Annotated in this window: 23 protein-coding genes; 7 read left to right on the top strand and 16 right to left on the bottom strand. The window is 73.1% G+C overall.

Features of this window, described 5'->3' with window-relative positions; genetic code table 11:
- The first annotated feature begins 143 nt into the window (after positions 1 to 143).
- Entirely contained in the window at positions 144 to 1,967 is a 1,824-nt protein-coding gene (gene aspS, locus ACWG52_RS18355; RefSeq protein ID WP_266352624.1) for an aspartate--tRNA ligase, read from the top strand.
- A gap of 87 nt (positions 1,968 to 2,054) precedes the next feature.
- On the opposite strand, the gene ACWG52_RS18350 is transcribed toward aspS, so the two are convergent.
- Complete coding sequence (locus ACWG52_RS18350; RefSeq protein WP_453129011.1) at positions 2,055 to 3,599, bottom strand: VWA domain-containing protein; 1,545 nt, start codon at positions 3,597 to 3,599, stop codon at positions 2,055 to 2,057.
- A gap of 312 nt (positions 3,600 to 3,911) precedes the next feature.
- On the opposite strand from ACWG52_RS18350, the gene ACWG52_RS18345 reads away from it, so the two are divergent.
- On the top strand, positions 3,912 to 5,999 hold the full coding sequence (locus tag ACWG52_RS18345; protein ID WP_390166576.1) for a PhoX family protein: 2,088 nt from the start codon (positions 3,912 to 3,914) through the stop codon (positions 5,997 to 5,999).
- Positions 6,000 to 6,078: 79 nt separating this feature from the next.
- Here the strand turns inward: ACWG52_RS18345 and ACWG52_RS18340 are convergent, their stop codons facing one another.
- The 4 genes from ACWG52_RS18340 to ACWG52_RS18325 form a co-directional block, all read right to left on the bottom strand.
- Positions 6,079 to 7,368: an ATP-binding protein gene (locus ACWG52_RS18340; protein ID WP_389804056.1), complete on the bottom strand. Its 1,290-nt coding sequence runs from the start codon at positions 7,366 to 7,368 to the stop codon at positions 6,079 to 6,081.
- On the bottom strand, positions 7,356 to 8,057 hold the full coding sequence (locus ACWG52_RS18335) for a hypothetical protein (RefSeq protein ID WP_375942901.1): 702 nt from the start codon (positions 8,055 to 8,057) through the stop codon (positions 7,356 to 7,358). Before ACWG52_RS18335 ends, ACWG52_RS18340 begins: the two co-directional genes overlap by 13 nt.
- Positions 8,058 to 8,153: 96 nt before the next feature.
- Complete coding sequence (locus tag ACWG52_RS18330) at positions 8,154 to 10,151, bottom strand: FUSC family protein (RefSeq protein ID WP_389804052.1); 1,998 nt, start codon at positions 10,149 to 10,151, stop codon at positions 8,154 to 8,156.
- A gap of 82 nt (positions 10,152 to 10,233) precedes the next feature.
- Complete coding sequence (locus tag ACWG52_RS18325) at positions 10,234 to 11,061, bottom strand: hypothetical protein (RefSeq protein WP_390166572.1); 828 nt, start codon at positions 11,059 to 11,061, stop codon at positions 10,234 to 10,236.
- A gap of 125 nt (positions 11,062 to 11,186) precedes the next feature.
- On the opposite strand from ACWG52_RS18325, the gene ACWG52_RS18320 reads away from it, so the two are divergent.
- The 3 genes from ACWG52_RS18320 to ACWG52_RS18310 all read left to right on the top strand — a co-directional run bounded on the left by ACWG52_RS18320 (position 11,187) and on the right by ACWG52_RS18310 (position 12,631).
- Entirely contained in the window at positions 11,187 to 11,675 is a 489-nt protein-coding gene (locus ACWG52_RS18320) for an RrF2 family transcriptional regulator (protein WP_161291766.1), read from the top strand.
- Between the two features lie 86 nt (positions 11,676 to 11,761).
- Complete coding sequence (locus ACWG52_RS18315; RefSeq protein ID WP_033214728.1) at positions 11,762 to 12,160, top strand: RidA family protein; 399 nt, start codon at positions 11,762 to 11,764, stop codon at positions 12,158 to 12,160.
- A gap of 66 nt (positions 12,161 to 12,226) precedes the next feature.
- Complete coding sequence (locus ACWG52_RS18310; RefSeq protein WP_389804046.1) at positions 12,227 to 12,631, top strand: hypothetical protein; 405 nt, start codon at positions 12,227 to 12,229, stop codon at positions 12,629 to 12,631.
- Positions 12,632 to 12,700: 69 nt separating this feature from the next.
- Here ACWG52_RS18310 and ACWG52_RS18305 read toward each other — a convergent pair whose 3' ends face one another.
- From ACWG52_RS18305 to ACWG52_RS18280, 6 genes are all read right to left on the bottom strand, one after another.
- Positions 12,701 to 12,904, bottom strand: a complete 204-nt coding sequence (locus ACWG52_RS18305) for a hypothetical protein (protein WP_389804043.1) — start codon at positions 12,902 to 12,904, stop codon at positions 12,701 to 12,703.
- A 58-nt stretch (positions 12,905 to 12,962) separates the two neighbouring features.
- A complete protein-coding gene (locus ACWG52_RS18300) occupies positions 12,963 to 13,373 on the bottom strand; it encodes a hypothetical protein (protein ID WP_389804040.1) in 411 nt (136 codons plus the stop codon).
- Positions 13,374 to 13,485: 112 nt separating this feature from the next.
- Entirely contained in the window at positions 13,486 to 14,085 is a 600-nt protein-coding gene (locus tag ACWG52_RS18295) for a class F sortase (RefSeq protein WP_389804038.1), read from the bottom strand.
- A 256-nt stretch (positions 14,086 to 14,341) separates the two neighbouring features.
- Entirely contained in the window at positions 14,342 to 14,590 is a 249-nt protein-coding gene (locus tag ACWG52_RS18290; RefSeq protein ID WP_030714370.1) for a hypothetical protein, read from the bottom strand.
- 21 nt (positions 14,591 to 14,611) lie between these two features.
- Positions 14,612 to 15,379 (bottom strand): CbtA family protein, encoded by a 768-nt coding sequence (locus ACWG52_RS18285; RefSeq protein WP_389804034.1) that lies wholly within the window; start codon positions 15,377 to 15,379, stop codon positions 14,612 to 14,614.
- Between the two features lie 45 nt (positions 15,380 to 15,424).
- Positions 15,425 to 15,640, bottom strand: coding sequence for a CbtB domain-containing protein (locus ACWG52_RS18280; RefSeq protein WP_453129010.1), 216 nt, complete (start codon positions 15,638 to 15,640; stop codon positions 15,425 to 15,427).
- Positions 15,641 to 15,828: 188 nt separating this feature from the next.
- On the opposite strand from ACWG52_RS18280, the gene ACWG52_RS18275 reads away from it, so the two are divergent.
- On the top strand, positions 15,829 to 16,302 hold the full coding sequence (locus ACWG52_RS18275; RefSeq protein ID WP_389804032.1) for a histidine phosphatase family protein: 474 nt from the start codon (positions 15,829 to 15,831) through the stop codon (positions 16,300 to 16,302).
- 99 nt (positions 16,303 to 16,401) lie between these two features.
- Here the strand turns inward: ACWG52_RS18275 and pucL are convergent, their stop codons facing one another.
- The 4 genes from pucL to ACWG52_RS18255 form a co-directional block, all read right to left on the bottom strand.
- Complete coding sequence (pucL, locus tag ACWG52_RS18270) at positions 16,402 to 17,319, bottom strand: factor-independent urate hydroxylase (protein ID WP_453129009.1); 918 nt, start codon at positions 17,317 to 17,319, stop codon at positions 16,402 to 16,404.
- Positions 17,320 to 17,599: 280 nt separating this feature from the next.
- Positions 17,600 to 18,949 carry an aspartate aminotransferase family protein gene (locus ACWG52_RS18265; protein ID WP_389804030.1) on the bottom strand — a complete coding sequence of 450 codons (1,350 nt, stop codon included), beginning with the start codon at positions 18,947 to 18,949 and terminating at the stop codon, positions 17,600 to 17,602.
- Positions 18,950 to 19,059: 110 nt separating this feature from the next.
- On the bottom strand, positions 19,060 to 19,887 hold the full coding sequence (locus ACWG52_RS18260) for a PaaX family transcriptional regulator C-terminal domain-containing protein (RefSeq protein WP_453129008.1): 828 nt from the start codon (positions 19,885 to 19,887) through the stop codon (positions 19,060 to 19,062).
- Positions 19,884 to 20,501, bottom strand: a complete 618-nt coding sequence (locus tag ACWG52_RS18255) for a GNAT family N-acetyltransferase (protein ID WP_389804025.1) — start codon at positions 20,499 to 20,501, stop codon at positions 19,884 to 19,886. Before ACWG52_RS18255 ends, ACWG52_RS18260 begins: the two co-directional genes overlap by 4 nt.
- A gap of 112 nt (positions 20,502 to 20,613) precedes the next feature.
- Here ACWG52_RS18255 and ACWG52_RS18250 point away from each other — a divergent pair, with 112 nt between their 5' ends.
- Entirely contained in the window at positions 20,614 to 21,672 is a 1,059-nt protein-coding gene (locus tag ACWG52_RS18250) for an alpha/beta hydrolase family protein (RefSeq protein ID WP_390166566.1), read from the top strand.
- On the opposite strand, the gene ACWG52_RS18245 is transcribed toward ACWG52_RS18250, so the two are convergent.
- Entirely contained in the window at positions 21,656 to 24,928 is a 3,273-nt protein-coding gene (locus tag ACWG52_RS18245) for a BTAD domain-containing putative transcriptional regulator (RefSeq protein ID WP_453129007.1), read from the bottom strand. The two genes, ACWG52_RS18250 and ACWG52_RS18245, sit on opposite strands and share 17 nt — an antisense overlap.
- Between the last annotated feature and the right edge of the window lie 125 nt (positions 24,929 to 25,053).

The following is a 25,053-nucleotide window of genomic DNA, read 5'->3' as shown; positions in this document are numbered from 1 at the left end:
TCGCCCGCCCCTCGGGACGCGTCCGCCCGCCGGCAGCGGACGCGTTTGCGCAGGCCGGCGGGAGTGCCCGACCCGCCTCCTTCCCGGACGGTAACCTTGGGACGGTTGAATCCACCCTGGTATCGCGTAGAACTGGATGACTGATGCATCGGTACAGGTCCCACACCTGCGGCGAGCTCCGCGCCTCTGACGTCGCCGCCGACGTCCGACTGAGCGGCTGGCTGCACAACCGTCGAGACCTGGGCGGCATCCTCTTCATCGATCTGCGCGACCACTACGGCATCACGCAGCTGGTCGCCCGGCCCGGCACCGCGGCGAACGAGGCGCTGAGCAGCGTCACCAAGGAGACCGTCGTCCGGATCGACGGCAAGGTCGTCTCCCGTGGCGCCGACAACGTCAACCCGGAGCTGCCGACCGGCGAGATCGAGATCGAGGTCTCCGCGGTCGAGGTCCTCGGCGCGGCCGCCCCGCTGCCGTTCACGATCAACACCGACGACGGTGTGAACGAGGAGCGGCGCCTGGAATACCGCTTCCTCGACCTGCGCCGCGAGCGCATGCACCGCAACATCATGCTGCGCTCGGCCGTCATCGCGTCGATCCGCTCGAAGATGGTGGCCCTCGGCTTCAACGAGATGGCGACGCCGATCCTCACCGCGACCTCCCCCGAGGGCGCCCGTGACTTCGTCGTGCCGTCCCGCCTGAACCCGGGCAAGTTCTACGCCCTGCCGCAGGCGCCGCAGCAGTTCAAGCAGCTGCTGATGATCTCCGGCTTCGACCGGTACTTCCAGATCGCGCCGTGCTTCCGCGACGAGGACGCCCGCGCCGACCGTTCGCCGGGCGAGTTCTACCAGCTCGACGTGGAGATGTCCTTCGTCGAGCAGGAGGACGTCTTCCAGCCGATCGAGCGCCTGATGACCGAGCTCTTCACCGAGTTCGGCAACGGCCGCGAGGTCACCTCGCCGTTCCCGCGGATCCCGTTCCGCGAGTCGATGCTGAAGTACGGCAACGACAAGCCCGACCTGCGCGCCAAGCTGGAGCTCGTCGACATCACCGACGTGTTCGAGGGCTCGGAGTTCAAGGCGTTCGCCGGCAAGCACGTGCGTGCCCTGGCCGTCCCGGACACCGCCGCGCAGCCGCGCAAGTTCTTCGACGGCCTCGGCGAGTACGCGATCTCGCTCGGCGCCAAGGGCCTGGCCTGGGTGCGCGTGGGCGAGGACGGCGGGCTCACCGGCCCGATCGCCAAGTTCCTCACCGAGGAGAACGTCAAGGTCCTCACCGAGCGTCTGGGCCTGGTCCCCGGCCACGCCGTGTTCTTCGGCGCGGGTGAGTTCGACGAGGTCTCCAAGATCATGTCCGGCGTCCGCGTCGAGGCGGCCAAGCGCGCGGGCCACTTCGAGGAGAACGTCTTCCGGTTCTGCTGGATCGTCGACTTCCCGATGTACGAGAAGGACGAGGACACCGGCAAGATCGACTTCTCCCACAACCCCTTCTCCATGCCGCAGGGCGGGATGAAGGACCTGGAGGAGAAGGACCCGCTGGACATCCTGGCCTGGCAGTACGACATCGTCTGCAACGGCATCGAGCTGTCCTCCGGCGCCATCCGCAACCACGAGCCCGAGGTCATGCTGAAGGCCTTCGAGATCGCCGGTTACGAGGCCGAGACGGTCGAGCGCGAGTTCGCGGGCATGCTGCGCGCGTTCCGCCTGGGCGCCCCGCCGCACGGTGGCATCGCCCCGGGCGTGGACCGCATCGTGATGCTGCTGGCCGACGAGCCGAACATCCGCGAGACCATCGCCTTCCCGCTGAACGGCAACGCGCAGGACCTGATGATGGGCGCGCCGACGGTGCTGGAGGAGGCCCGTCTGCGTGAGCTGAACATCGCGCTGCGCAAGCCGGTCGAGACGAAGGCGGCGGAGCGGCCGGTCTCCGACGCGGTCACCCCGGACGCCGGGTCCCCGCGGGGCTGACTTCCGGCCCGCTGATACGACGAAGGCGGCGCCCCCCTCCGGCAAGGAGGGGGGCGCCGCCTTCGTCGTACCGCTGCTGCGCCCGTACTAGAACCGCTCCAGGATGCCCTTGACCAGGGCGGTGGAGGTCAGCTCGGTGGGGGCCGGGCCGGCGTGGAAGAAGCCGGCGTTCTCGGCGTCCAGCTTGCGCAGGAAGTCGAAGGCCTTGTTGTCGTGGTCGCCGAAGGCGACGAACTGCCAGTGCACGTCCGGGGCGGCGGTGGCGGCGTCGGCCAGGGCCTGCCGGGCGGGCTGACGGTTGTCGGGGGCGCCGTCGGTCTGGAAGACGACCAGGGCCGGGCCCTCGCCGCCGTCCTTCTGGTAGCGCTCCAGGACGGCCTCGACGGCCACGTGGTAGCTGGTGCGGCCCATCCGGCCGAGCTCGGCGTGGCGGGCCTCGACCCAGGCGGCGTCATAGCCGTCGAGGGCCAGGTCGGCGGTGCCGTCCACCTCCGTGGAGAAGAACACGGTGTGCACGGTCGCCGCGTCGTCGAGGTGCGCGGCGAGGGCGAGCGCGTGGTCGGCGAGGTACTGGGCGCTGCCGTCCTTGTAGAACCCGCGCATCGACCCGGAGCGGTCCAGCACGAGGTAGACCTTGGCCCGCGCCCCGGCCTTCCCCTTGCCCCGCAGCACCTGCCCGGCGGCCTTGTACGCCCCGGCGACCTCGGGCGCCCGGCGCCGCACGACGGCGGCCCCGTGAGCGGGCGCCTCCGGCGCGGCCTCGGCCTCGACGGTGACGGGCTCGGGCTCGACCTCGGCCTCGGGCTGCTCGGCTTCGGCGGTGACGGGCTCGGCCTCGGCCACGACCGCGACCGGCTCGGCCTCAGCGGCGACCGGCTCGGCCTCAACGGTGACGGGCTCGGCCTCGGCCTCGACTGCGACCGGCTCGGCCTCAGCGGCGACCGGCTCGGCCTCAACGGTGACGGGCTCGACCTCGGCCTCGACTGCGACCGGCTCGGCCTCAGCGGCGACCGGCTCGGCCTCAACGGTGACGGGCTCGACCTCGGCCTCGACTGCGACCGGCTCGGCCTCAGCGGCGACCGGCTCGGCCTCAACGGTGACGGGCTCGACCTCGGCCTCGACTGCGACCGGCTCGACGGGCTCGACCTCGGGCTGCTCGGCTTCGGCGGTGACGGGCTCGGCCTCCACCTCGGCAGCGACGGGCTCGGCCTCAACGGTGACGGGTTCGGCCTCGGCCTCAGCGGTGACCGGCTCGGCCTCGGCCTCAGCGGCGACCGGCTCGGCTTCGGCGGTGACCGGTTCGGCCTCCACCTCGGCGGCAGCCGGTTCGGCAGCGGTCGGCGCGGGCTCCGCCGGGGGTGCGGGGGTCTCTCCGCCGGGCTTCGCCGCAGGCGCCCGCCGCGCTTCCGGGACCGTCGGGTCCGCCGCCGTGGCGGGGGCCGTCAGGACCGTCCCCGGTTCGCGATCGCGCGGGGAGGACTGCGGCGGAACCGTGGGGTTGTCGAAGGACGCCGCCACCAGATCGGCGGCGACGTCCAGAGGGGTCCGTTCCGCCTGGTTCGGGACAGCGGCCGAAGGGGTGTCCGTAGTCTCCGGAACGGATTCCGCGGACCGTCCGAATACCTTGCGCAACAAGCTCCGAATACCCATGGGCCAGGCCTTTCGCATGTGTGCGTGCGTCATTTGTCCGTGCTGCGCGGATGATCCCTGCCCAGAGTGGACACGTAAGGTTATCGGCCGCCCGGCTGGATCTTCGGCAGGGGCGCCTTTCGTGGCGTCCGGCTCCCAAACACTCGTACACGCTGAGTGAACTGCCGCCCCGACGTGCCGGGTTCACCGACCGTTCATCCCCGCGCCGCCGCTTCGGCGCAACCCGGGCCTACCGTCCTGGCTGGATCGTACCGACAGGTTGTCGGCGCCCACGCAGCTACTCGGAGGACACTCGTGCGCAAGCTTCTGCCGTTCATCGGCAACCCGCATGGGAGCGGCCGGTCCGCTCTCACCTGTCGTTACCGCTGTGGCGACGCCTGCTTCCACGAGGTGCCGAACACGAGCGACAACGAGTACGTCGGCGATGTCATAGCCCGCGCCTACTCCCGCCGCGCGATGCTGCGTTCCGCCGCCGTCGTGACGGTCGCCACCGCCGCCGGGTCCGCCGTCGCGTTCAGCGGTCCGGGGCAGACCGCCAACGCCACCCCCTCCGCCGATGCCGCCGCGGCCGGCGCGGGCAAGGGCGGCGAGGCCGCCCGTGGTCTGCGCTTCAAGGCCGTCGCGCCGAACACCGACGACAAGGTCACGATCCCCGAGGGCCACGAGCAGAACCTGGTGATCCGCTGGGGCGACCCGATCGTCAAGGGCGCCCCGGGCTTCAACCCCGACAAGCAGACGGCCGCCGCACAGGCCGGTCAGTTCGGCTACAACAACGACTTCCTGAGCCTTCTCCCGCTCGGCGGTGACTACGAGCGCCGGCAGCTGCTCGTGGCCAACCACGAGTACACGGACGAGAACCTCATGTTCAAGGCGTACGACGCGAACAACCCGACCCGTGAGCAGGTCGAGATCGCCTGGGCCGCGCACGGCCTGTCGGTGGTCGCCGTCCAGGAGGACCACCGCAGCGGCAAGCTGACCGCGATCAGCCGCCACCAGCTCAACCGCCGCCTGCACACGACGAGCGAGTTCCGCCTGACCGGCCCCGCCGCCGGCGGCGCGCTCCTGAAGACCTCGGTCGACCCCACCGGTACGAAGGTGCTGGGCACGCTCAACAACTGCGCCGGTGGCACCACCCCGTGGGGCACCACCCTGCACGGCGAGGAGAACTTCAACCAGTACTTCGCCAACGCCGGCCAGGTCACCGACCCCACCCAGGCCGCCCGCCTGAAGCGCTACGGCGTGACCTCCGGCGCCACCGAGCGCAAGTGGGAGCGGTTCGACAAGCGCTTCGACGTGGCGCAGGAGCCCAACGAGTCGCACCGCTTCGGCTGGGTCGTCGAGCTGGACCCGTACGACCCGAACTCGGTCCCGCGCAAGCGCACCGCGCTCGGCCGCTTCAAGCACGAGGCCGCGCAGCCCCGCCTGACCGAGGACGGCCGTCCGGTCGTCTACATGGGCGACGACGAGCGCTTCGACTACTTCTACAAGTTCGTCTCGTCGAAGCAGATGAAGAAGGGCAATTCGCGCGCCGCGAAGGAGCACAACCTCACGCTGCTCGACGAGGGCACCCTCTACGTCGCCAAGCTCACCGGTGACTCCCCGGCCGCCGAGCTCGACGGCACCGGCAAGCTCCCCGACGACGGCGAGTTCGACGGTTCCGGCGTCTGGATCAAGCTGGCCACCGGCAACGTCTCGCACGTCGAGGGCATGACCGCCGAGGAGGTGTACGTCTTCACGCGCCTGGCCGCCGACAAGGTGGGCGCCACGAAGATGGACCGCCCCGAGGACGTCGAGCCCTCCCCGCGCACCGGTCGCGTCTACATCGCGCTGACCAACAACACCGACCGGGGCAAGCCGGGCAAGGAAGGCGCGACCGAGGCGAACCCGCGCAACCTGAACAAGCACGGCCAGATCCTGGAGCTCGCCGAGAACTTCGACGACCCGGCCGGCGACGGGTTCGCCTGGCGGCTCTTCCTGGTCGCCGGTGACCCGAACGACCCGGCCACCTACTTCGCCGGCTTCCCGAAGGACAAGGTCAGCCCGATCTCCTGCCCCGACAACGTGGCCTTCGACCCGCACGGCAACCTGTGGATCTCCACGGACGGCAACCAGCTCGGGTCCCACGACGGCCTGTTCGGCGTCGCGACGGCCGGCGAGCGCCGCGGTGAGCTGAAGCAGTTCCTGACCGTTCCGCGCGGCGCCGAGACCTGTGGCCCGCTCATCCAGGACAAGCGCGTCCTGGTCTCCGTCCAGCACCCGGGCGAGATCGACGGCGCGTCCGTCGAGAAGCCGCAGTCGGTGTGGCCCGACGGCCCCGGCAAGATCGTCCGCCCGGCGGTCGTGTCCGTGTGGCGCAAGGACGGCCGCAACATCGGTGTCTGACCGGACCAGTTGACCCGAGGGCGTGTTTCACGTGAAACACTCCCTCGGGCGTCCGCGTCGCTCGACCGGCACCATGCGCTCAATTCCCCTCCGGCGTTCTGCCGACGGGAAGCCGGAGCGTCGTCACCGCGCCCCCGTCGGGCGCGTTGGTGAAACCCACCACGATCTCCAGCACGGCGGCCTGACCCATGACGATGGTGAGCCCCAGGCCGTGACCGCGCCCGCGGCCCGGGTCCCCGGTACGGAAGCGCTGCGGTCCCCGCTCGATCAGCTCGGGTGGGTAGCCGGGCCCGTGGTCGCGGACCACCACCATCGGCCCCTCCACGGTCACCTCGACCGGTGGCCTGCCGTGTTTGCCGGCGTTGAGCAGCAGGTTGGCCAGGATCCGGTCGAGGCGCCGGCGGTCGGTGACCACCACCGTGTCCCGCACCACCCGTACCGAAGGGGCCGGTCCGGCATCCGGCGCCGCCCCGCTGCCCGCGGCGGCTGCGGCGACCGCGCGCTCCACGGCCCGGCCGAGCTCCACCCGGGTGAGGTCGGCCCGTTCGACGCCCGAGTCCAGCCGGGAGATCTCCAGCAGGTCCTCGGTCAGCAGGTGCAGAGCCCTCAACCGGTTGTTGATCATCTCCTTGGGTCGGCCCTCGGGGAGCAGCGCCGCCGCGGCCAGTGAGCCGGTGAGCGGGGTCCGCAGCTCGTGGGCGACATCCGCGGTGAACCGCTTCTCGGCCTCCAACCGGCCCTGGAGCGAGCTCGCCATCGAGTCCAGCGCGTGGGCCACGTCCCGTACCTCGTCGCGGGAGCCGCGCGGCCCCGGATCGTCCCCCTCGCCCGGGAGGTTCACCCGGGCGTCCAGGTCCCCGGCGGTGATCCGGCGTGCCACGGCGGCCGTGGTCGCGAGCCGTCGGCTGATCCGGTCGGCGAGGAAGAGGCCCGCCAGCGCCACCAGCCCGGCCGCGAGGATCGCGGAGGCGAGGATGGCGGTGTCGATGTCCCGCAGCCGGTCGCGCGTGCTCCCGAAGGGCAGCCAGACGGCGAGGGCCTTGCCGTCGGCGGGTCCGGCGGCCCACATGACGGGCTTGCCGTCCTGCTCGCCGACGATGCTGCCGGTCTGTCCGCTCGCGACGAGCTCGCGCAGTCGCCGGGGGAGGTCGGGCGGGTCGAACACGGTGTTCACGTCGCCGTGCGCGGTGCCGTACTCGTAGTGGCCCAGGGCGTGGTCCAGCTCGGTGGCGGCGGCCTTGCGCACCTCCCCGACCATCTGCCGGGCGACCACGTTGTGCACCAGGATGCCCAGGGCCGCGGCGACCATGCAGCACACCATGGTGGTCGTCAGCGCGATCTTCCAGCGCAGGCTGCTCAGCGCGCGCATCGGGCTCCGTCCCCGCTCGCCGCGTGCGGGGTGAGCCCCGGGCAGTCGTCGAGGGTGAGCTGGGAGAGGTTCATGATTCCGGCCTTCGGGTCCCAGACGTAGTCGGAGACGGCCACGTAGGCGGGGTTCGTGGTGGGCTCGCGGACCGCCAGGTGCTCGGCGGCCACCTCGACGCCCTCCAGGACCCCGCGGCGGGACAGGATCCGGGCGATGTTCCCGTCGTCCTGGACGGTGTAGACGCGTAGCTCGCTGACCCGGCCGTCGATGTCCAGGGCGGTGATGAGCTCCTCCCGGCCGTTGCCCGTCAGGTCGTGCAGGACCGCGGGGCGCACCGGGCAGTCGGGGCCGCCGTCCACAGCCTGTGTGCAGAGCGCGAGCCGCCGGACGGCGCGCGGGTCGACGAGCCGGCCGGTCCCGCCGTCCTGCTCGGCGGCGGAGGTGACGTCGGCGCGTACGACGGACAGCGCGTCCACGCCGCGCATGCTGAGGTCCGTCACCTTGGGGAGGCCGGGGACGACGGCGGCCGTGCCCGGCTTCTGGTCCGGGGCGGGCGGGTCGGGGCGGTGGTCCTTCCACAGGCTCTTGGGGGCGTGCACCGTGCCGAGGTCGCCGTCGTTCTGCAGTCCCTCCACGTCGGCGCACCCCGCGAGGAGTACGGCGAGGACCATCACGGCGGGGACGCGGCGCATGCTCCGATGCTGCCCCGTCCGCTCCCGCCCGGCCCGGGAGCCGACCCATTCGGGGGACGCCGGTCCCGGGCGGGCCCGTGGCGGGCCCGCGGCGGGTCAGGATTCGGGCCGGGCGATGGCCAGGGCGGCCGCGATCTCCTGGTGGACGGGGGCCAGCACGCTGGCTTCCGCGCCCGCCGGTGCCGTGTCGTCGACCCGTACCGGGACGGTGCTGCTGCGCACCCGGTCGGCCAGGTCGTGGAGCCGGCGGGCGATCGAGGCGACCTCGTCGGCGGGGGGCGGGACCGCGCCGTGGTTGACCCGGACCCGCGCGGCGGTGGTCGCGTCCACGATCCGTTCGACGGCGACCACCAGCGGCCACCAGGCGGCGGCCCGCGGCCCGGTCGGCGGCGGCTCGGTCAGCGCCCGCTGGAACTCGCTGCGTACGCCCGACAGGTCCCGGTAGATGCGCCGCCGGGCCTGGAGGCGGGCGGTGCGGGCGGCGGCGAACGCGGCCTCGTCGGCGACGGGGGCGAAGGCGCGTTCCACGTAGCGGGCGGCGTCGTCCACGGTGTCGGCGAGCCGGTCCCCGATCCGGGTGTGCCAGCTCTCGGGCCACAGCAGGTACCCGAAGACGAGGGTGATGGCGCAGCCGATCAGGCTGTCCACCAGCCGGGGGCGGATCAGGTCGAAGCCCTGGTGGTTGAGCAGGTCCGAGAGGAGCAGGATCACCGGGGTGATCGCGGCGGTCTGGAAGGCGTATCCCTTGGCGGAGAAGGCGGGGATCAGCCCGGCGAGCACCACCATCACCGGGACGTCCCACCAGCCGCGCGGCACCTCGGAGAGCACGGCGGCCGCGATGAGCAGCCCGCCCGCGGTGCCGAGCGCGCGCAGGACGGCCCGGGAGAACACCGAGCCGAAGTCGGGCTTGAGGACGAAGGTGACGGTCAGCGCGACCCAGTAGGAGCGCTCGAACTCGATCACCGAGACGAGGGACTGCGCGATCCCGATGCACAGCGCGAGCCGTAGCCCGTACCGCCAGGAGGCCCGGGACAGCATCATGTCGCGGACCGCGCGTCGGGCCCGCACCCGCAACGCGGCGGGCCGGCCGAGGCGGTCGTCGACGTTGTTCAGGTCGGGTTCGGCGATGTGCACGATCTTCGCCGCGTGGCGCAGGGCGGCGTCGACGGCCCGTTCGGCCGGGGTGTGCGCGGTGGGCAGCACCAGTACGGGGGCCTCGGTGCGGCCCTCCTCGACGGCGTCTGCCAGCTCCCGTACGGCCGCCGGGATCTCGGGGGGCAGCGGCCGTCCGCGCAGGTGCGCGGCCGGTGCGGCCTCCACCAGCGGGATCACCACGTTGAGCTGGGCCAGCAGCCGCACCAGGGAGGGGCTGCGCCCGTGCACCCGGGCCCGGCGGCCGAGCACGAGGTCGTAGGCGTGGTTGATGGCCTGGGTGACCTCCTGACGGCGTTCGTCGTAGCGGGCGACGGGGCCGCCGGCGGCCTCCAGGGCGCCGGCCAGGGCCCGGTAGGTGTCGGCCACGGCGGTGCGCTCCGGCTGACGGCGGCGCAGCGGCCAGCCCAGCAGGGTCAGCGCGAGGACGAACAGCCCGCCCGCGGTCAGCAGCAGCGGGGCCGTCCACCAGGGCTCGGGAAGCGGCAGTCCGGCGCCGATCACGGCGTTGAGCAGGAGCAGCAGTCCGGACACGGAGGCGACCGTGCCGATGGAGGAGATCATCCCGGAGACGAGGGCGATGAGGGTGAGCGCTCCGACGGCCAGCCAGCCGTGCCCGTAGACCAGGGTGCCCAGCGCCACTCCGACGGCGCCGACGAGCTGGGGGACGGCGATGTTCAGGACGCGCATCCGGTAGGCGTCGGCGGTGTCGCCGAGGACTCCGGCGAGGGCGCCCATGGAGGCGAGCGCGCCGTACTCGGGCTCGTCGAGGGCGAAACCCACGGCGAGCGGGACGGACATCGCGACCGAGGCCCGGGCCACGGCGGCCCACGGGATGGGTGCCGTGCTGGGCTTCAGCCCGCCCAGCAGCCAGGAGGGCGGAGCCAGCGGAAGGTGCCGGGCTCTGCGCGACGATATGTGTTCGGTGCGTTCGGTGCTCATTCCCGCTTCCGTGCCCGCCGCTCGCGATTCGGTTCTTCTGGGGTCTTCTGCATGCTTCTGTGCGTGTTGGTACCTTCCGAGCTTATGGGGTGCGGCGTAGTCGGCCCATCACCCAGGCGGCGAGTACGGCGGCGAGCCCGATCACCAGCACCACCCAGGCGGTGGTGCGCAGGTACGCGGTGAGGGCGTCGTAGACCGCCCCGGCGGCGGGTCGGTCGATGTCGGCGGGCAGATCGTCCAGGGTGAGCCGGCGGCACACCTCCACCGTGAGCCACAGGAGTCCGGCCCCGACGGCCAGTCCCGCTCCGGTGGCCATGACGGCGCGCCGCCGGTGGACGGCGACGGCGATGGCCGCCGCGGCCAGGAGCACGGTCAGTACGGGGAGCCAGACGCCCGCGACTTCGAGCATGTGGAAGCCCTTCCGGAGAGCGGCGAGGTTGTCGTACTCCATGACCTTCACGGTCAGGTGTGTCACCGGGATGCGGTCGGCGAACGGCACCTCGTCGGCGACGAGGTCGCCCCTGACCTGGGCGATGACGGGCGCGAGGTCGATGGTGAGGGCGTCGCCGCGGCCGGTGGTGAGGGCGTCGAGGAACGCGGCGTGGGCGGCGCGGTTGGCCGCGTCCCAGGCGGTCCGGTAGGCGGAGGTGCCCGCGAAGGAGTGCAGGGCCTCGCCGAGCAGGGTGTCGAGGCCGATCTGGAAGGGGCCCGCGTCGATCTGTCCGGCCAGGGCGCGCGTGACCTGCGTGACCACGACCTCCTGCACCTTCGGGTTCTCGGCGAGCGGGGACATGGCGGCGGTGTACCGGTCGGCGTCGCCCAGCTCGCGGTCGGCCCAGTACGCGACGGCGCTCGCGGGCACCAGAAGGGCCACGAGCACGATGAGTACCGTCGACAGGATGGTGCGCACGTCACCAGGGAATGCGGGCGCGGAGCCGGGCGCGAGCGGTGTTGCTGCGGGCGGGTGGTGGGCCGTCGGCGGGCGTGGCATCCTTGCGCCGATAATTCTGGATATTTAATATCCAGAATATGAAGATGAGCGAGGGTGTCGAGTGGGCGCTGCACAGCTGCGTCAATCTGGCCTGGAGCGGTCCGGACCGGGCCGTTTCGGCCGCGCGGCTCGCCGCGTGGCACGACCTGCCTGCGGCCTACCTCAACAAGCAGCTCCAGGCGCTGGCCCGGGCGGGCATCGTCACCTCCACCCCCGGCCCCCGGGGCGGCTTCCGGCTGGCCCGCCCGCTCGACGCCATCTCGCTCATGGACGTGGTCGCCGCCGTCGAAGGAGCCGAGGAGGCCTTCCGGTGCGCGGAGATCCGGCAGCAGGGTCCCGGCGCCGGCGGACCGGCGGACTCCGCCCCGGAGCGGGACGCCGCCGACTGCGCCATCGCGCGCGCCATGAGCCGGGCCGAACTGGCCTGGCGCAGGGCCCTCGCCGCCCAGAACCTCGACGAGATCCGGCAGCAGGCCGAACGGCAGGCCCCCGAGGCCCCCGAGCGGCTCCGCGCCTGGCTCGCCGCGCGGTAGCCACGGCACGACGCACCACGGCACGGCATGACGCACCGCACCGCACCGCACGTACGGACACGGAAAACGGACCAAGGGAGCTCGGCATGACGCGCAGCATCATCAACCCGGCAGGACTCCACACCCCGACCGGCTACGGCTACAGCCACATCGTCTCCGCACCCGGAGAGCAGGTGTTCATAGCCGGCCAGTACGGCTCCGACGAGCACGGCCACGTCGTCTCCGAGGACTTCGCCGACCAGGTCGAGCGGGCCTTCGCCAATCTCCGTACCGCCCTCGACGCCGTCGGCCTCGGCCCCTCGGACGTGGTCCGCATCGGCACCTACATCGTCGGACACGACCAGCGGAAGCTGGAGATCCTGCTGGAGCGGCTGCACGCCACGTGGGGGACCGAACTGCCCGCCCAGACCCTGATCGGCGTCGCCGCGCTGGCCCTGCCCGACATGCTCTTCGAGATCGACGCGGTGGCCGTGCGCACGCCCTGACCACTGATCCACTTGCCGGTCGGGGGCGGCGGGTGTGCCCTGGATGATGGGAGAGAGGAGCCCGTCATGGCACATGCGGCACCCAGCGCCCTCGGGCGGCGGCGGCAGAGCGCGACCAAGACCCACCTGCACAAGAGCGCGTTCGTGGGGCCCGTGCTCCTCGGACTCGTCTACGGATTCTGGGCCGCCTTCATCGAGCGCCAGGCGGGTCCGGTGACCACGGCCAACGTCTTCTACGGGATCCTGTGCGGCGTGATCTTCGCGGCGATCATGTTCGGCCTGGCCAGGGTCGGCCCCCGAATGGTGCGCGAGGTCCACGCCGCCGCCTACGGAGCCTTCGGCGGCATCGCGGTGGGCTACCTGCACAGCCTCACCGACCAGTCGATCCTCAAGGCCGTGGTGGTGGGCCTCGCCGTCGCCGCGGGCGTCGGTCTGGCGGCGTTCTACCGCTACTACACGCACGAGGACTGAGCCGGTCGTACGGCCGGGACGGACAGGAGCGCCGGTACCCCCGGCGCTCCTGGCGCGTCCGCGCGGTTCCTACGCGGCCGAATCCGCGGGTGCGGTCCGCTGCGGTTCGCTCTCGGGCTCGACGGACGTGGCCGTCGCTGTGGCCGTGGCGGTGACCGAGGTCGTCGCCGACGCGGGCGACGCGGCCGAATCGGTCTGCCGGACCGGCGGGGAGAACCGGGTGACCTCGGCGCGGAGCATGGCGTTCAGTGCGGCGTACGGGTCGATGGGCATGGCGGAACCTCACGGTGCTCAGGGGGGGTGTGGGGGCTGCGTCCGGACCTCGGTCCGCTCAGCAGCGCAGCACCACACTCCGCACCGGCCGCCGGGACAGGGCCGGTTCGGCCGCCTCCGCGGCGGGCGCGCACGCCGGGGCGCCCGGTTGTTCCACGTGAAACACCGCGAGCGGTGTCCGCCGTACGCCGGGCAGTCCGCGTGTGATCGTCCGTACGGCCGCCCGTGCCTCCGGATCGGAGGCCGGGGCCGGATCGGACGGGCCCTCGCCGGGCTCGGGGGACTCGGCGGGGGCACCCGGCGCGGCAGGTACGGCGGGGGCACCCGGCACCGCGGGCGCGGCGGAGGCGGGGCGGAACTCGGCGGCCGCGGCGCCGGCCGGTCCGGCGCCGAAGACGCACAGCAGCACGACACAGACCACGGTCAGAGCCCTGGCCGGTGCCGAACGCGCGTGGTGCCTCCCGCTCATGCGAGGGGTGTGCCCCGCCACGCCGAAAGACTCCCGGACGGACACCGAGAAGCCCCCGACCGGGGGACGAAGACACCCCCCACGGCTGACAGAACACCCCGGACCGGTGGGGTCAGCGGGTGCGGCGCTGCCCGGTCAGCCGGGCCAGCACGGCGGTCTCGCCGCCGACCAGCCGCAGTTGGGCCCGACCGGGCGAGCCCTCGTGGCCGGAGGCCCTGCCGGGTGAGATCCGTACGACGGTGAACACGGCCGTACGGCTGTCCGCGCGGGGGATCTCGATGGTCCGGCCCCGCCGCAACTCGCCGAGGGGAAGCCCTTCCACGGTCACCACCGCGGTCCCGGCCGCACCGGGCGCCGGCCCCCCGGTGTCCCAGGCGACCTCCGTCCGGTCGCCGTTCAGCGGTACGTCCACGCCCAGGCTCGGGATCCGCAACCGCAGCGGCCGAGCGGCCCGCAGCGGACCGCCGACCTCCCGCAGCGGCCCGGGGGCGGTCCTCGGCGATCGGGCCCCCGTGCCGGGGGTGTGCTCGCCGGACTGCTCCAGCTCCCGTACCAGACGGCGATGGCCGGACAGCCCCAACGCCCGCGAGGGCAGCGCGTCGTCGGTGGTCACGGCCGTGGGTCGGGCCCCCTCGGTCCGTTGCAACACCGCGATACCGGTGGACAACAGAACCACCGTCAGCGCGGCGACGGCCCACTTGGCGCGGGGCATGGGATTCCCTCCAGTCCGGCTCGGGCGGCCGGGGTCATGTGAGCAGTGGACACTTCCTCTGCCCATCGGCACCCCGTGCAACACGGTGGACTGACATCGCGTCACGGGCGTGTCGTCGCCCGATCGGTGAGTCTTCGCAGTTCGCGAAGGGTCCACCCGCCCGATCCCCGCCGTGGCGCCCATGCGCCCGAACGGGTGAGGGTCCGCACCTGCCCGGGCCGTCCCGTCCGGAACGCGTGGGACGGCCCGGAGGCGCTCAGCCGCACATGACGACGGCGGCCGTGCCCGCACCCATCAGCGCGCCGGCCAGATGCATGGCCGGGTGGCCGTAGTCGCCGTACCAGAGGTGGCGGGCCAGGCCACCGAGCGCGGCCAGCGCGGCGATGATGCCGATCTGACCGAAGAGCGTGACGGCGCAGCAGGGGGCCAGGAGCAGCAGGAACGAGTTGAGCCAGAACGGGGCGGCACCCGTCCAGCCCCGCCATTCCCTGATCGCCGTCGCCATGTACTACCGGCCCCCTCGTGCTCAATCGGTCGGCTGCACAGCCTCCTTGGGTGCGGGGGCGGGCACAAGGGCTCGTTCGGCTAGAAAACCGAAAGCCAGGCCGAAAGTCGTCCACAGGGCCGTCTGGATGGCCAGGGACGCGAGGCGGAACTCCCAGATCAGCGCGGCCGGGAAGTCCGCGGGGACCTCGTTGACGCCGGGCAGCAGGGCGTACGCGAGGCCGACGGCCACGACGAAGGCCGCGCCGGCGACGATCGACGCGTTCCCGTTGCCGAGCCTCGGCGCGAGCCGCCGGCCGAGGATCAGCGCGCCGGCCGCCAACAGCACGCTCAGGGCGATCATCAGCAGATAGAGGGCGGTCCGTCGGGCGGCGGTCCCGGGGTCGCCCACGGCGGGGGGATTGGCGGGGTACTTGAAGAACGGCACCAGCGTCACGGTGACGTACAGGGCCCCGGTGACCACGGCGGCCGTGGCCCTCGGGCCGAAGCGGCCTATGCGGCCCAGGGCGAAGCAGTAGACCAGCGCGGCGATGCCGCCGAGGGCGACCGCGTAGAGCAGGACACCGGTGCCGAGCCCGGCCGTGGCCTGGAGGGCCCGGCTGACGGTGGCGTCCTCGCCGTGGTCGTGACCGGCCGCGGCGGCCTCTTCGATGGCGATCGCCGCGTCCACCTTGGACTCACCGAGGAGGTAGGCGACGAGGAAGGCGGCCACGCCGGCCAGCAGGCCGGCGAGCATGCCGCGGACGAGCAGGGTGCGGGGGGAGACCCCACCCGGAGCAGCGGAAGTCATGGTCGGTCTGTTCCCTTGCTGAGACGTCGGTCGGTGGCAGGGGAATCAGTGGCAGGGGAAACCGAGCAGGTGGCGGCCGTCGTGCAGCCACTCGTGGATGGTCTCCCCTTCTAAGACCGAGGTGGCGCCCTGCTCGGCGCCGACGAAGTACAGCAGGACGAGCATGAGGATGCCGACGAACACGGCCCAGGGGGCCAACGCGGAGAGCGAGAGGGGGGCGATGACGGGCGAGTTCGTCGTGGGCACGGCGGGGTGGGCCATGGCAGAACCTCCAGAGGGAACACGCGTCCCGGTCAGTGGTGCTCGCTACGACGGTGGCGGGTCTGACTTTCCTCCCCCTTGAGGAGGTTTCACAGTGGCGCGACCGTGCCGGATTCTCACCGTGCTTCCGTCGTTCCGTCGTAAGTCAATTGAACCATTTGTGACCGTACCGCGCTTACGCTCCCCTTATGAAGACCCCGTTGGTACGAGTTCGACTGGTCAGTTTCCCTCTGGACGCGGCCGCCCGTCAGGGTCGCTTCGGTCACGCGCGGCCGTGCCCCGGTCACGAGGGACTGCGCGGACTCGCCACGGGCGAGTGGGCCGGGCTGACCCTGGACGAGGTGGCGACCGGGGATCCGGCGGCGGTGCACGCCTGGCTGACGGATCCGGCGTACGCGCCACCGGGCGGGGAGTCCGTGGACACGTTGATCGCCCGCGTCGGGGCGGAGCTGGCGGGCCTGGCCGAAGGCACGCACCGGGTGGTGGTCGAGCAGGCCGTCGTGCGGGCGGCCGTGGTGCACGCCCTGGAGCTGCCCGCGGCGGCCTTCTGGCGGCTCGACGTCCGACCGGAATCGGTGACCACCCTCACCGGGCGGGCGGGGCGCTGGAACCTCCTGGTCGGGCAGCCGCAGGACGAGCGGCCGACGGCCGGGCAGCCGTAGCCGTGGCCGCAGCCGTGGCCGCAGCCGTGGCCGCGGTGGGTGAAACGATTCGGCCCGGACCCCGCGACGCGGCCCGGGCCGAACGGACGGCGAGGTGCGTTACGCGACGATCCAGTCGGACGTCGCGATCACCGGCTGCACGCCGTCGCGGTGGATGGTGCCCTCGATCAGGCCGTACGGGCGGTCGGCCGCGAAGTAGACCTCGTTGTCGTTCTTGAGGCCGAAGGGCTCCAGGTCGACGAGGAAGTGGTGCTTGTTGGGGAGGTTGAGGCGCACCTCGTTGACCTTGGGGCAGTTGTCGAGCACGCGCTCGGCCATCTGGTTCAGGGTCTGCTGCAGCGAGTACGAGTACGTCTCCGCGAAGGCTTCCAGCATGTTCTTGCGGACCTTCTTGTACGCCTGGTCCCAGTCGTGACCGGCGTCGTCGGCGGCCAGCGCCGAGTGCGCCCAGCGTGCGGTGACCTTGGTCGCCAGGATGCGGTCGTACGCCTCCTTGAGCGTCGTGTACTTGTCCTTGATGTAGCCGTGGAACTCGGAGTTCGTCGAGTTCATCACCGTCAGGTCCTTCAGACCCGAGATGACCTGCAGGCCCGTCGTCTCGCTGTAGGTGATCTGCGCGGTGCGCACCTCCTGGCCCTTGAGGGCGAAGGAGTGCTGCTCCTTGCGCGTCGGGACCGGGATGCGCTCCCAGGCGAATTCCTCGATGCGGATCTGGGCCTCGCGGATCGGCTGCTGCGAGGAGACGAAGTGCTTGGCGAGCAGGATGCCGAAGGCCTCCGGCGACTCGACGCCGTGCTCCTTGCCGAAGGCGTACACCGTGTTCTTGGTGGTGTCGGTCGGCAGGCAGTTGGCGTTGTCGCCGGTGAGGTGGACGTCGCGGAACTCACCGCGGAGCGCGACCGAGACGTTGAGGTCGCGGATCTCGTGCCAGGAACCGTCGTTGCCCTTGCGGGTCACCGTCACGATGCGGTTCTCGGCCTTGCCGTACTGGTTCTGGGCCAGGACGTGCTTGCTCATGCTGTCTTCCTTCGGGTACTCGGGAACACGGAGTCCGGTCGTCTGGATCCCGTACGCCCGGCGTCCAGCGCCCGCCCGAATCAAGGACGTCCCGCTCCCCGCCGTTCGGCCCCTCGCCGAGGGACCGCCCCGGGCCTGACGTGCATCCCGGTTCGTAGGTGCTTGGCCTGTTGTGTCGTGCGGCCTGCACGGATTGCAGCATGTGTACGGGGGGTTGATCCCCGTACAAATCCTCCGAACACCAGCACCCACGCCTTGGGCGACCCCACAGAACCGCAGGTCAGACAGTGTGCGCGTCCGCCACGGAGAGGGCCTCGTCGAGGATCCGCAGCCCCTTGGCCACATCGTCCGCCGAGATGTTGCACGGCGGCGCGATGTGGATGCGGTTGCCGGCGATCAGCGGCCAGAGCCCGCCCTTCTTGCAGGCGGCCCCGAACTCGGCCATCGGGGCGTTCTGCGCACCGGAGGCGTTGTACGGGACCAGCGGCTCCCGGGTCTCCTTGCTCCGTACGAGCTCCAGGGCCCAGAAGGTGCCGAGCCCGCGGACCTCGCCGACCGAGGGGTGCCGCTCGGCGAGCGCGCGCAGGCCGGGGCCCAGCAGCTCGGCGCCGGTGCGGGCGGATCGCTCGACGATGCCCTCCTCCTCCATGACGTCGATCGTCGCCACTGCGGCCGCGCAGGCCAGCACGTGCCCGGAGTACGTGAGCCCGCCCGGGTAGGGCCGGCGGGCGAAGGTCTCGGCGATGGCGGCCGAGATGGCGACCCCGCCGAGCGGCAGGTATCCGCTGGTCACGCCCTTGGCGAAGCAGATCAGGTCGGGGGTCACGTCCCAGTGCTCGGAGGCGAACCACTTTCCGGTGCGCCCGAAGCCGACCATGATCTCGTCGAGGACGAAGACGATGCCGAAGCGGTCGCACAGCGCGCGGACGCCGGCCAGGTAGCCGTCCGGGTGCACGAGCACGCCCGGGGCGCCGCCGACGGTCTCCAGGATGATCGCGGCGATGGACTGCGGCCCCTCGAAGACGATGGTGTCCTCCAGGTGGCGCAGGGCCCGCTCGCACTCCTCGGCCTCGGTGGCCGCGTAGAAGGGCGAGCGGTAGGCGAACGGCCCCCAGAAGTGCACGACGCCGGCCGTCGCGGAGTCGTTGCCGAAACGGCGGGCGTCGCCGGTGAGGTTGATCGCGGTGGAGGTGGCGCCGTGGTACGAGCGGTACGCGGACAGCACCTTGGGTCGGCCGGTGTGCAGCCGGGCCATGCGGACGGCGTTCTCCACGGCCTCGGCCCCGGCGTTGGTGAAGAAGATCTTGTCGAGGTCGCCGGGGGTGCGCTCGGCGATCAGCCGGGCCGCCTCGGAGCGCACGTCGACGGCGAAGCCGGGCGCGACGGTGCACAGCTTGGCCGCCTGCTCCTGGATGGCCGCGGTGACCTTCGGGTGCTGGTAGCCGATGTTCGTGTAGACGAGGGCACTGGAGAAGTCGAGGAAGCGGTTGCCCTGGTAGTCCCAGAAGTACGAGCCCTCCGCGCCGGCCACGGCGAGCGGGTCGATGAGCTCCTGCGCCGACCAGGAGTGGAAGACGTGCTTCCGGTCAGCGTCTTTCACGGCGGCGAGGGCGGAGGCTTCTGCGTTCATGAAACGAGCGTAGTTGTCCGCGATGTGGACGGGCCGGGGGTCGGCCCGTCCGCACCCGCCGGGCCGCCCGGTCCCGCACCCGCCGGCCCGCCCCCGCCGGCCGCCCCGGGTCAGGCCAGGGCCTCGCCGTACAGCCGGAACAGCTGGGGTCCCTCGGCGGAAGCGGCCGCCCCCAGCCGGGCCCAGGCCTCGGACGCCGCCGCCCGGGCCGTCGCACCCGGCCACGGCTGCGGCAGCAGCTCCGGCGGGAGCAGCGGATCGGGGAGCATCGCGGCCGAGAAGGCCGCGGCCAGGGCCACGGCGTGCGCCAGCCCGGCGGCCGGTCCGGGCTCGGCGGGCCGCTCGGCGAGCGCGCGGAGCTCCCCGTACCGCTCCGCGATCTCCGGCAGCGGCCAGAGCCGTTCCGCCAGGGCCCGCGGGTCGCAGGTCCCGCCCACCGAGAGGTCCCGGGTGCTCAGGCAGGTCAGTGCCTCCGAGAGGTCCAGATCCGCCGCGTGGGCCCGTATGTACGGGCCGATCGCGTTCGGCGTGACGTACAGCCCGCCCTGGACCGGCGCCGCCCCCAGCCCGGTCAGCGCGTCCCGCAGGGAGTCCCGGGCGGCCCGCGTCGATTCCGGTACGGCGAAGGCGAAGGCGTGCCAGAACCCGTCCCACGGCTCCAGCCCCCGGTCCTGCCGGTAGGCGTGCCGGACGAACTCCACCTCCGGTACGAGGGCCGGCGCGGCCCCCGGCTCCGTCCCCGCCAGGCGCAGCACGGCCCGCCGGCCGCGCCCCTCCACCGTGAACCGGCCCTCGGTCACCAGCCGCTTCACGCACAGCCGCACCTGCTGGTCGGTCATCCCGAGCAGCGCGGCGACCTCGTACAGCTCCTCGCCCGCGACCGTCCCGTCCTCCCGGACCAGCGCGTGCACCACCATCCGTGTGGGGATCGCGCTCATCGTGCGGCCACCTCCTTGTGCATCGTCGTCACGCCCCCGAATCCCAGTACGTCCCGCAGCCAGGGCGTGCGCCGCACCTGGACCGCCCGGAACCCGTGCCGCTCGTACAGCTCCTGGGCCCGGGGGTTCTCCGCGACCACGTCGAGCCGGATCCGCCGGCACCGCTGCTCCACGGCGATCGCCTCGATCTCCCGCAGCAGCAGCCCGCCGATGCCCCGGCTCCGCTCGGCGGGGTCCACGGCGATCCCGTCCATGACCAGCTCACCGCGGGCCGGGGTGCGCTCCAGCAGGGCCAGCAGGAACACCCGGTACAGGCCCCGGGCCCGCCCGTACGTGGCCAGGACCGCGGCCGCATCGCCGCCGATCAGGCCGCGCCCGGCCAGCTGGTAGCCCGCCACGCCGACCACCCGGCCGTCCGGGTCGCCCCCGCCGCCGGACAGCGCGGTGACGGCCCGGTCCGCGTGCAGGTGGCCGGCGATGAACCGGCGCCCGGCCTCCGGGGGGCCGAGCGCGCGGCCCAGCTTTCCCCCGAAGGCCTCCCAGTACAGCTCGGCGACGCGCGCGGCGGCCCCCTCGGGCAGCCCGCGCCGTACCTCCACGCTCTCCGTCGTCATACGCACAAGCCTAATACGTTCATTGCCGCTACGATCGTTTTTGATGCGAACGAATAAAGGGAACGAGTGAACGAGTGAACGAACGAACGAGCCGAGGAACCCGGAGCCGCAGATGACCGAGACCCGCACGTCCCGCACGTCCCGCGCACCCCGCCCACTCCGCCGGGTGCTCCTGAACGTCCTCCTCCTCGCCCTCACCACCGCCCTGCTCCTCACGGGAGTCGTCCTGTGGCAGCACGACTACGGCCTGCACGAGGAGCGCGTCACCGTACCCGCCGCGGGCCACGACCTGCCCGGCGTTCTCGCCACCCCGACCGGCCAAGGTCCCGGCCCCTTCCCGCTCGTCGTCCTCGTGCACGGCGACGGCGAGGTCGACGCCACCCACGACGGCTTCTACCGCCCCTACTGGGAGGCCTTCGCCCGCGCCGGATATGCCTCCCTCTCCCTCGACAAACCCGCCGACTGGCTCGGCCAGACCATGGACGACCGGGCCCGCGAGACCGTCGACGCCCTCACCTGGGCAGCCCGCACCCGGCCCGACATCGACCCCGCCCGCATCGGCCTGTGGGGCGCCAGCCAGGCCGGTTGGGTCATGCCCAAGGTGGTGGCACGGGCCCCCGCCCCCGGGGTCCGCTTCGTCATCGCGGTCGGCACCGCCGTGAACTGGGAACGCCAGGGGGAGTACAACCTGCGCGCCGAACTGCGCGCGGCCGGCGCCGACGCCGAGCGCACGGCGGCCGCCCTACGCACCCGGGAGGCCACCCTGACGCTGCTGCGGCGCGGGGCGACGTACGAGGAGTACCGGGCGAGTCCGGGCGCCGACCGGGAACTCACGGCGGAGCGCTGGGCGTTCATCAGTCGCAACCACACCGCGGACATGACCGCGGACCTGCGGGCGATGCCGCCCGTCCCGGTGCTGCTGATCTCCGGAGCCGACGACCTGAACGTGGACGGCGCCGAGACCGAGGCGCTGCACCGGAGCGTGTCGGCACCCGGCGCCCTCACGGTCCACCGCTATCCGGGGGCGACGCACGCCCTGCTGCGCACCGAGGTCGAGCGCTCCCCCTGGCGGTTGACCCTGACGGCCGTGTTCGCCCCGCGCAAGCTCTTCCCGCCCGGCCTGCTCGCCGACCAGCGGCGCTTCCTGGAGGAACTCAGCCGCCCAGCGTGAGCCGCGCCAGTTCCCGCACGGCCGCCGGGCCCGAGGTGCCCTCCCCGTGCGCGTACCGCTCGCGCGCGCACTCCTCGTACCCGGCGTCGCCGAGCGCGGCGCGCGCCGCGGCCTCCACCCGGGCCGCATCGGGGCGCGCACGGTCCGGCCCGCCGCGGACGGCCAGGGCCGCGGCCAGCAGCCGGGCCGCCTCCCCCGGCCGGTCCAGCCGTACCGCCTGGTCCGCGACGCCCACCAGCACCTGGGCCAGCGTCGGCGCGTGCCCGGAGGCCGCGGCCAGCTCCAGCGCCTGCGCGCGATGGGCGCGGGCGGCGGCCAACTCCCCGTCCGCCGCGTCGAGATACCCGAGGGAGTCGAGCACGACCGCCTCGAACACCGGATGCACGGCGACCTCGCGGACCGCCGTCCGCGCCCGTGTCAGTTCGGCCCGGGCGGCGGCCGTCTCGCCGTTCCAGCGCGCCAGGTCCGCCTTGCCGTGCGCCATCATGGCCAGCGCCTCGGGCCAGCCCGCCGCCACCGCGTCCCGCTCCGCCCGGGCCATGGCCGCGGCGCTGCCCGCCGGGTCCCCGGCCAGCCGGAACAACTGCGCCTGCCGGACCCGGGCGTACAGCCGGTCCTCGACGGTGCCCAGCTCGCCGATCACCGCCACGGCCTCCTCGTAGTGGCCGATCGCCGCGCCGTGGTCGCCGCGCCGGGCCACCAGATCGGCCAGCAGCGTCAGCGCGAAGGAGATCCCCCAGCGTTCCCCGAGCCCGCGGAACCCGGCCAGGGCCGCCTCGATCGCGGCCTCCGCCTCGGCGGGCGGGCCGCCGGCCCCCAGCAGGGTCTTGGCGCCCTCCAGCCGGGCCTGCGCCCTGACCCAGGGGTCCTCGTCGGCCAGCAGTCCCGCCCAGGCGTCCCGGGGGGCCGCCTCGCCCGTGTGCGCACCGCGCACCAGCCGGTCCAGCGGCTCCAGGAAGCGGACCACCGGGTGCCGGCTCCCGGTGCGTCCGGCGAGCAGCAGCCCCTGGCCGAGCAGTTCCGCGGTCCGCCGGTCGTCGCCGAGGCCGGCGGTCGCGAAGAGCGCCGCCAGCGCGCAGGCCACGGCGCGGGCCTCGTCGTCCCCGTCCGTCCCGCCGCCGTCGTCGCCGTCGCAGGCGTCGTCCCCGTCCGTCTTGTCCGGGACGGGCAACGCGAGGGCCCGCGCGGCCAGTTCGGCGCCGTCCGCCTTGTGTCCGCCGAGCCACCAGTACCACCCGGCCGCGGCGACCAGCCGTACGGCCGCCCGCGCGTCGCCCGCCGCGATCGCGCCGCGCAGTGCCGCCGCCAGGTTGTCGTGCTCCGCGGTGAGGCGTCCGAGCCACTCCAGCTGCTCCGCGCGCCGCAGGTACGGGTCCGCGGCCTCGGCCAGGGCGGTGAAGTACGCGGCGTGCGCGCGCCGGAGCGGTTCCCTTTCGCCGGCCTCCTCCAGCCGCTCCAGACCGTACGCGCGGATCGTCTCCAACAGCCGGTAGCGTCCGTCGCCCGCGGTCACCAGCAGGGACTTGTCGGTCAGCGAGGTGATCAGGTCGAGCACGTCGTACGCCTCGACCGGCCCGCCCGCGCAGACCTCCTCGGCGGCCTCCACCGTGGCCCCGCCGGGGAAGGCGGCGAGCCTGCGCAGCAGGGCCCGCTCGGCCTCCGTCAGCAGCTCCCAGCTCCAGTCGACCACCGCCCGCAGGGTCCGGTGCCGGCGCTGCGCCGTCCGCGCGCCGCCCGTCAGCAGCCGGAAGCGGTCGTCGAGCCGGGTCGCGAGCTGCTCGACGCTCATCGTGCGCAGCCGGGCCGCCGCCAGTTCGATGGCCAGCGGTATCCCGTCGAGGGCCCGGCAGATCCGGGTCACGGCGCGGGCACTCTCCTCGGTGACGGCGAAGCCGGAACGGGCCGCCGCCGCACGGTCGTTCAGCAGTCGCACCGACGCGTACGACAGGGCCTGCGTCGCGTCGGCGTCCGGGGGCGGGAGAGCCAGCGGGCGCACCGGCCACAGGGCCTCGCCGGTGAGGCCGAGGGGCTCCCGGCTGGTCGCCAGGACGCGCAGTCCCGGGCAGGCGCCGAGGAGCCGGTCGGCCGTCGTGGCGGCCGCTTCGATCAGGTGCTCGCAGTTGTCGAGGACCAGCAGGGCGGTGCGGGTGCGCAGGGCCGCGGTGAGGCGGTCCAGCGCATCGCCGGTGGTGGCCGCTTGGTCCCGCAGGCCCAGCGCGTTCAGGACGGCTGTCGCTATGTCGGCCTCCGCGCTCAGCGGTCCGAGCTCCACCAGCCAGACGCCGTCGGGGAATCGGGCGAGGAGGGGACGGGCGCTCTGGACGGCCAGCCGGGTCTTCCCGGCGCCGCCGGGTCCGGTGAGCGTGGTGAGCCGGAACCGGGTCACGAGGGAGTCGACCTGGTCGAGGTCCTCGTCCCGGCCGACGAAACTGGCCAGCCCGGTCCGCAGGTTGGTAGGTGGTGAGGGCGAGGGCGTCGCCGAGGGCGTCAGTGCGTCGGTGGCGGGCGGCGGGCCCGCGGGGACCTCGACCTGTCCGCGCAGTACGGCGGTGTGCAGGGCGGACAGCTCGGGCGAGGGGTCCACCCCGAGTTCCTCGGCGAGGGCCGTGCGCGCGTTCCCGTAGACGGTGAGGGCCTCGGCGGGCCGTCCGGCCGCGACGAGCGACCGCATCAGCGACCCGACGAGCCTTTCGCGCAAGGGGTGTTCGGCGACGAGGGAGGTCAGCTCGGCGGTCAGTTCCCGGCCGCGCCCCACCCGTAGATCCGCCTCGACCCGGTCCTCCAGGACGGCTGTCCGCAGCTCCGACAGGCGGGTCACCGGGGCCCGGAAGAACGGGGAGGCCGCGACGTCCAACAGGGCCGGGCCGCGCCACAGTTCCAGGGCCTCGCGCAGCAGCCGCGCCGCGGTGTCGGGGTCCCGGGCCAGCGCCCCGCGGCCCGCGGAGGCCAGCCGTTCGAAGCGGACCACGTCGACCGCGTCGGGTTCGACGACCAGGCGGTATCCGGCCGGGTGCGATTCCACGTCGATGCCGGGCAGGGCACGGCGCAGCCGCGACACCAGTGCCTGAAGGGCGTTGGGGGCGCCGGCCGGTGGGGTGTCCTGCCAGATGCCGTCGACGAGGAGCTCGGAGGCGACCACCCGCCCCGGTTCGAGGGCCAGCAGGATCAGCAGCGCCCGCAGGCGGGTCCCCCCGACTCCGACGCCGCTTCCGTCCTCGCCCCGTACGTCCAGGGCCCCCAGCATCGAGATCCGCATGGCGACATTGTGCGGGGAGGCCCGGCGGTGTCGCCATTTCGTTGTTCGGGACCGGTTCGTCGGGGACGGTTCGTGGGGACCCGTTCGTCGGGGACGGCGCCCGCGGGTGAATTCACGGGCGGCCG

The sequence above is a fragment of the Streptomyces sp. CLCI03 genome, assembly GCF_053615355.1.
This window is presented reverse-complemented; position numbering and strand designations above follow the sequence as displayed.

What these genes read in the sequence shown, in the direction of transcription:
- aspS (WP_266352624.1), top strand. Translation starts at nt 144, where the DNA reads ATGCATCGGTACAGGTCCCACACCTGCGGCGAGCTCCGCGCCTCTGAC.
- ACWG52_RS18340 (WP_389804056.1), bottom strand. Translation starts at nt 7,368, where the DNA reads ATGCGCGCGCTGAGCAGCCTGCGCTGGAAGATCGCGCTGACGACCACC.
- ACWG52_RS18335 (WP_375942901.1), bottom strand. Translation starts at nt 8,057, where the DNA reads ATGCGCCGCGTCCCCGCCGTGATGGTCCTCGCCGTACTCCTCGCGGGG.
- ACWG52_RS18330 (WP_389804052.1), bottom strand. Translation starts at nt 10,151, where the DNA reads ATGAGCACCGAACGCACCGAACACATATCGTCGCGCAGAGCCCGGCAC.
- ACWG52_RS18320 (WP_161291766.1), top strand. Translation starts at nt 11,187, where the DNA reads ATGAGCGAGGGTGTCGAGTGGGCGCTGCACAGCTGCGTCAATCTGGCC.
- ACWG52_RS18315 (WP_033214728.1), top strand. Translation starts at nt 11,762, where the DNA reads ATGACGCGCAGCATCATCAACCCGGCAGGACTCCACACCCCGACCGGC.
- ACWG52_RS18310 (WP_389804046.1), top strand. Translation starts at nt 12,227, where the DNA reads ATGGCACATGCGGCACCCAGCGCCCTCGGGCGGCGGCGGCAGAGCGCG.
- ACWG52_RS18305 (WP_389804043.1), bottom strand. Translation starts at nt 12,904, where the DNA reads ATGCCCATCGACCCGTACGCCGCACTGAACGCCATGCTCCGCGCCGAG.
- ACWG52_RS18300 (WP_389804040.1), bottom strand. Translation starts at nt 13,373, where the DNA reads ATGAGCGGGAGGCACCACGCGCGTTCGGCACCGGCCAGGGCTCTGACC.
- ACWG52_RS18295 (WP_389804038.1), bottom strand. Translation starts at nt 14,085, where the DNA reads ATGCCCCGCGCCAAGTGGGCCGTCGCCGCGCTGACGGTGGTTCTGTTG.
- ACWG52_RS18290 (WP_030714370.1), bottom strand. Translation starts at nt 14,590, where the DNA reads ATGGCGACGGCGATCAGGGAATGGCGGGGCTGGACGGGTGCCGCCCCG.
- ACWG52_RS18285 (WP_389804034.1), bottom strand. Translation starts at nt 15,379, where the DNA reads ATGACTTCCGCTGCTCCGGGTGGGGTCTCCCCCCGCACCCTGCTCGTC.
- ACWG52_RS18280 (WP_453129010.1), bottom strand. Translation starts at nt 15,640, where the DNA reads ATGGCCCACCCCGCCGTGCCCACGACGAACTCGCCCGTCATCGCCCCC.
- ACWG52_RS18275 (WP_389804032.1), top strand. Translation starts at nt 15,829, where the DNA reads ATGAAGACCCCGTTGGTACGAGTTCGACTGGTCAGTTTCCCTCTGGAC.
- pucL (WP_453129009.1), bottom strand. Translation starts at nt 17,319, where the DNA reads ATGAGCAAGCACGTCCTGGCCCAGAACCAGTACGGCAAGGCCGAGAAC.
- ACWG52_RS18265 (WP_389804030.1), bottom strand. Translation starts at nt 18,949, where the DNA reads ATGAACGCAGAAGCCTCCGCCCTCGCCGCCGTGAAAGACGCTGACCGG.
- ACWG52_RS18260 (WP_453129008.1), bottom strand. Translation starts at nt 19,887, where the DNA reads ATGAGCGCGATCCCCACACGGATGGTGGTGCACGCGCTGGTCCGGGAG.
- ACWG52_RS18255 (WP_389804025.1), bottom strand. Translation starts at nt 20,501, where the DNA reads ATGACGACGGAGAGCGTGGAGGTACGGCGCGGGCTGCCCGAGGGGGCC.
- ACWG52_RS18250 (WP_390166566.1), top strand. Translation starts at nt 20,614, where the DNA reads ATGACCGAGACCCGCACGTCCCGCACGTCCCGCGCACCCCGCCCACTC.
- ACWG52_RS18245 (WP_453129007.1), bottom strand. Translation starts at nt 24,928, where the DNA reads ATGCGGATCTCGATGCTGGGGGCCCTGGACGTACGGGGCGAGGACGGA.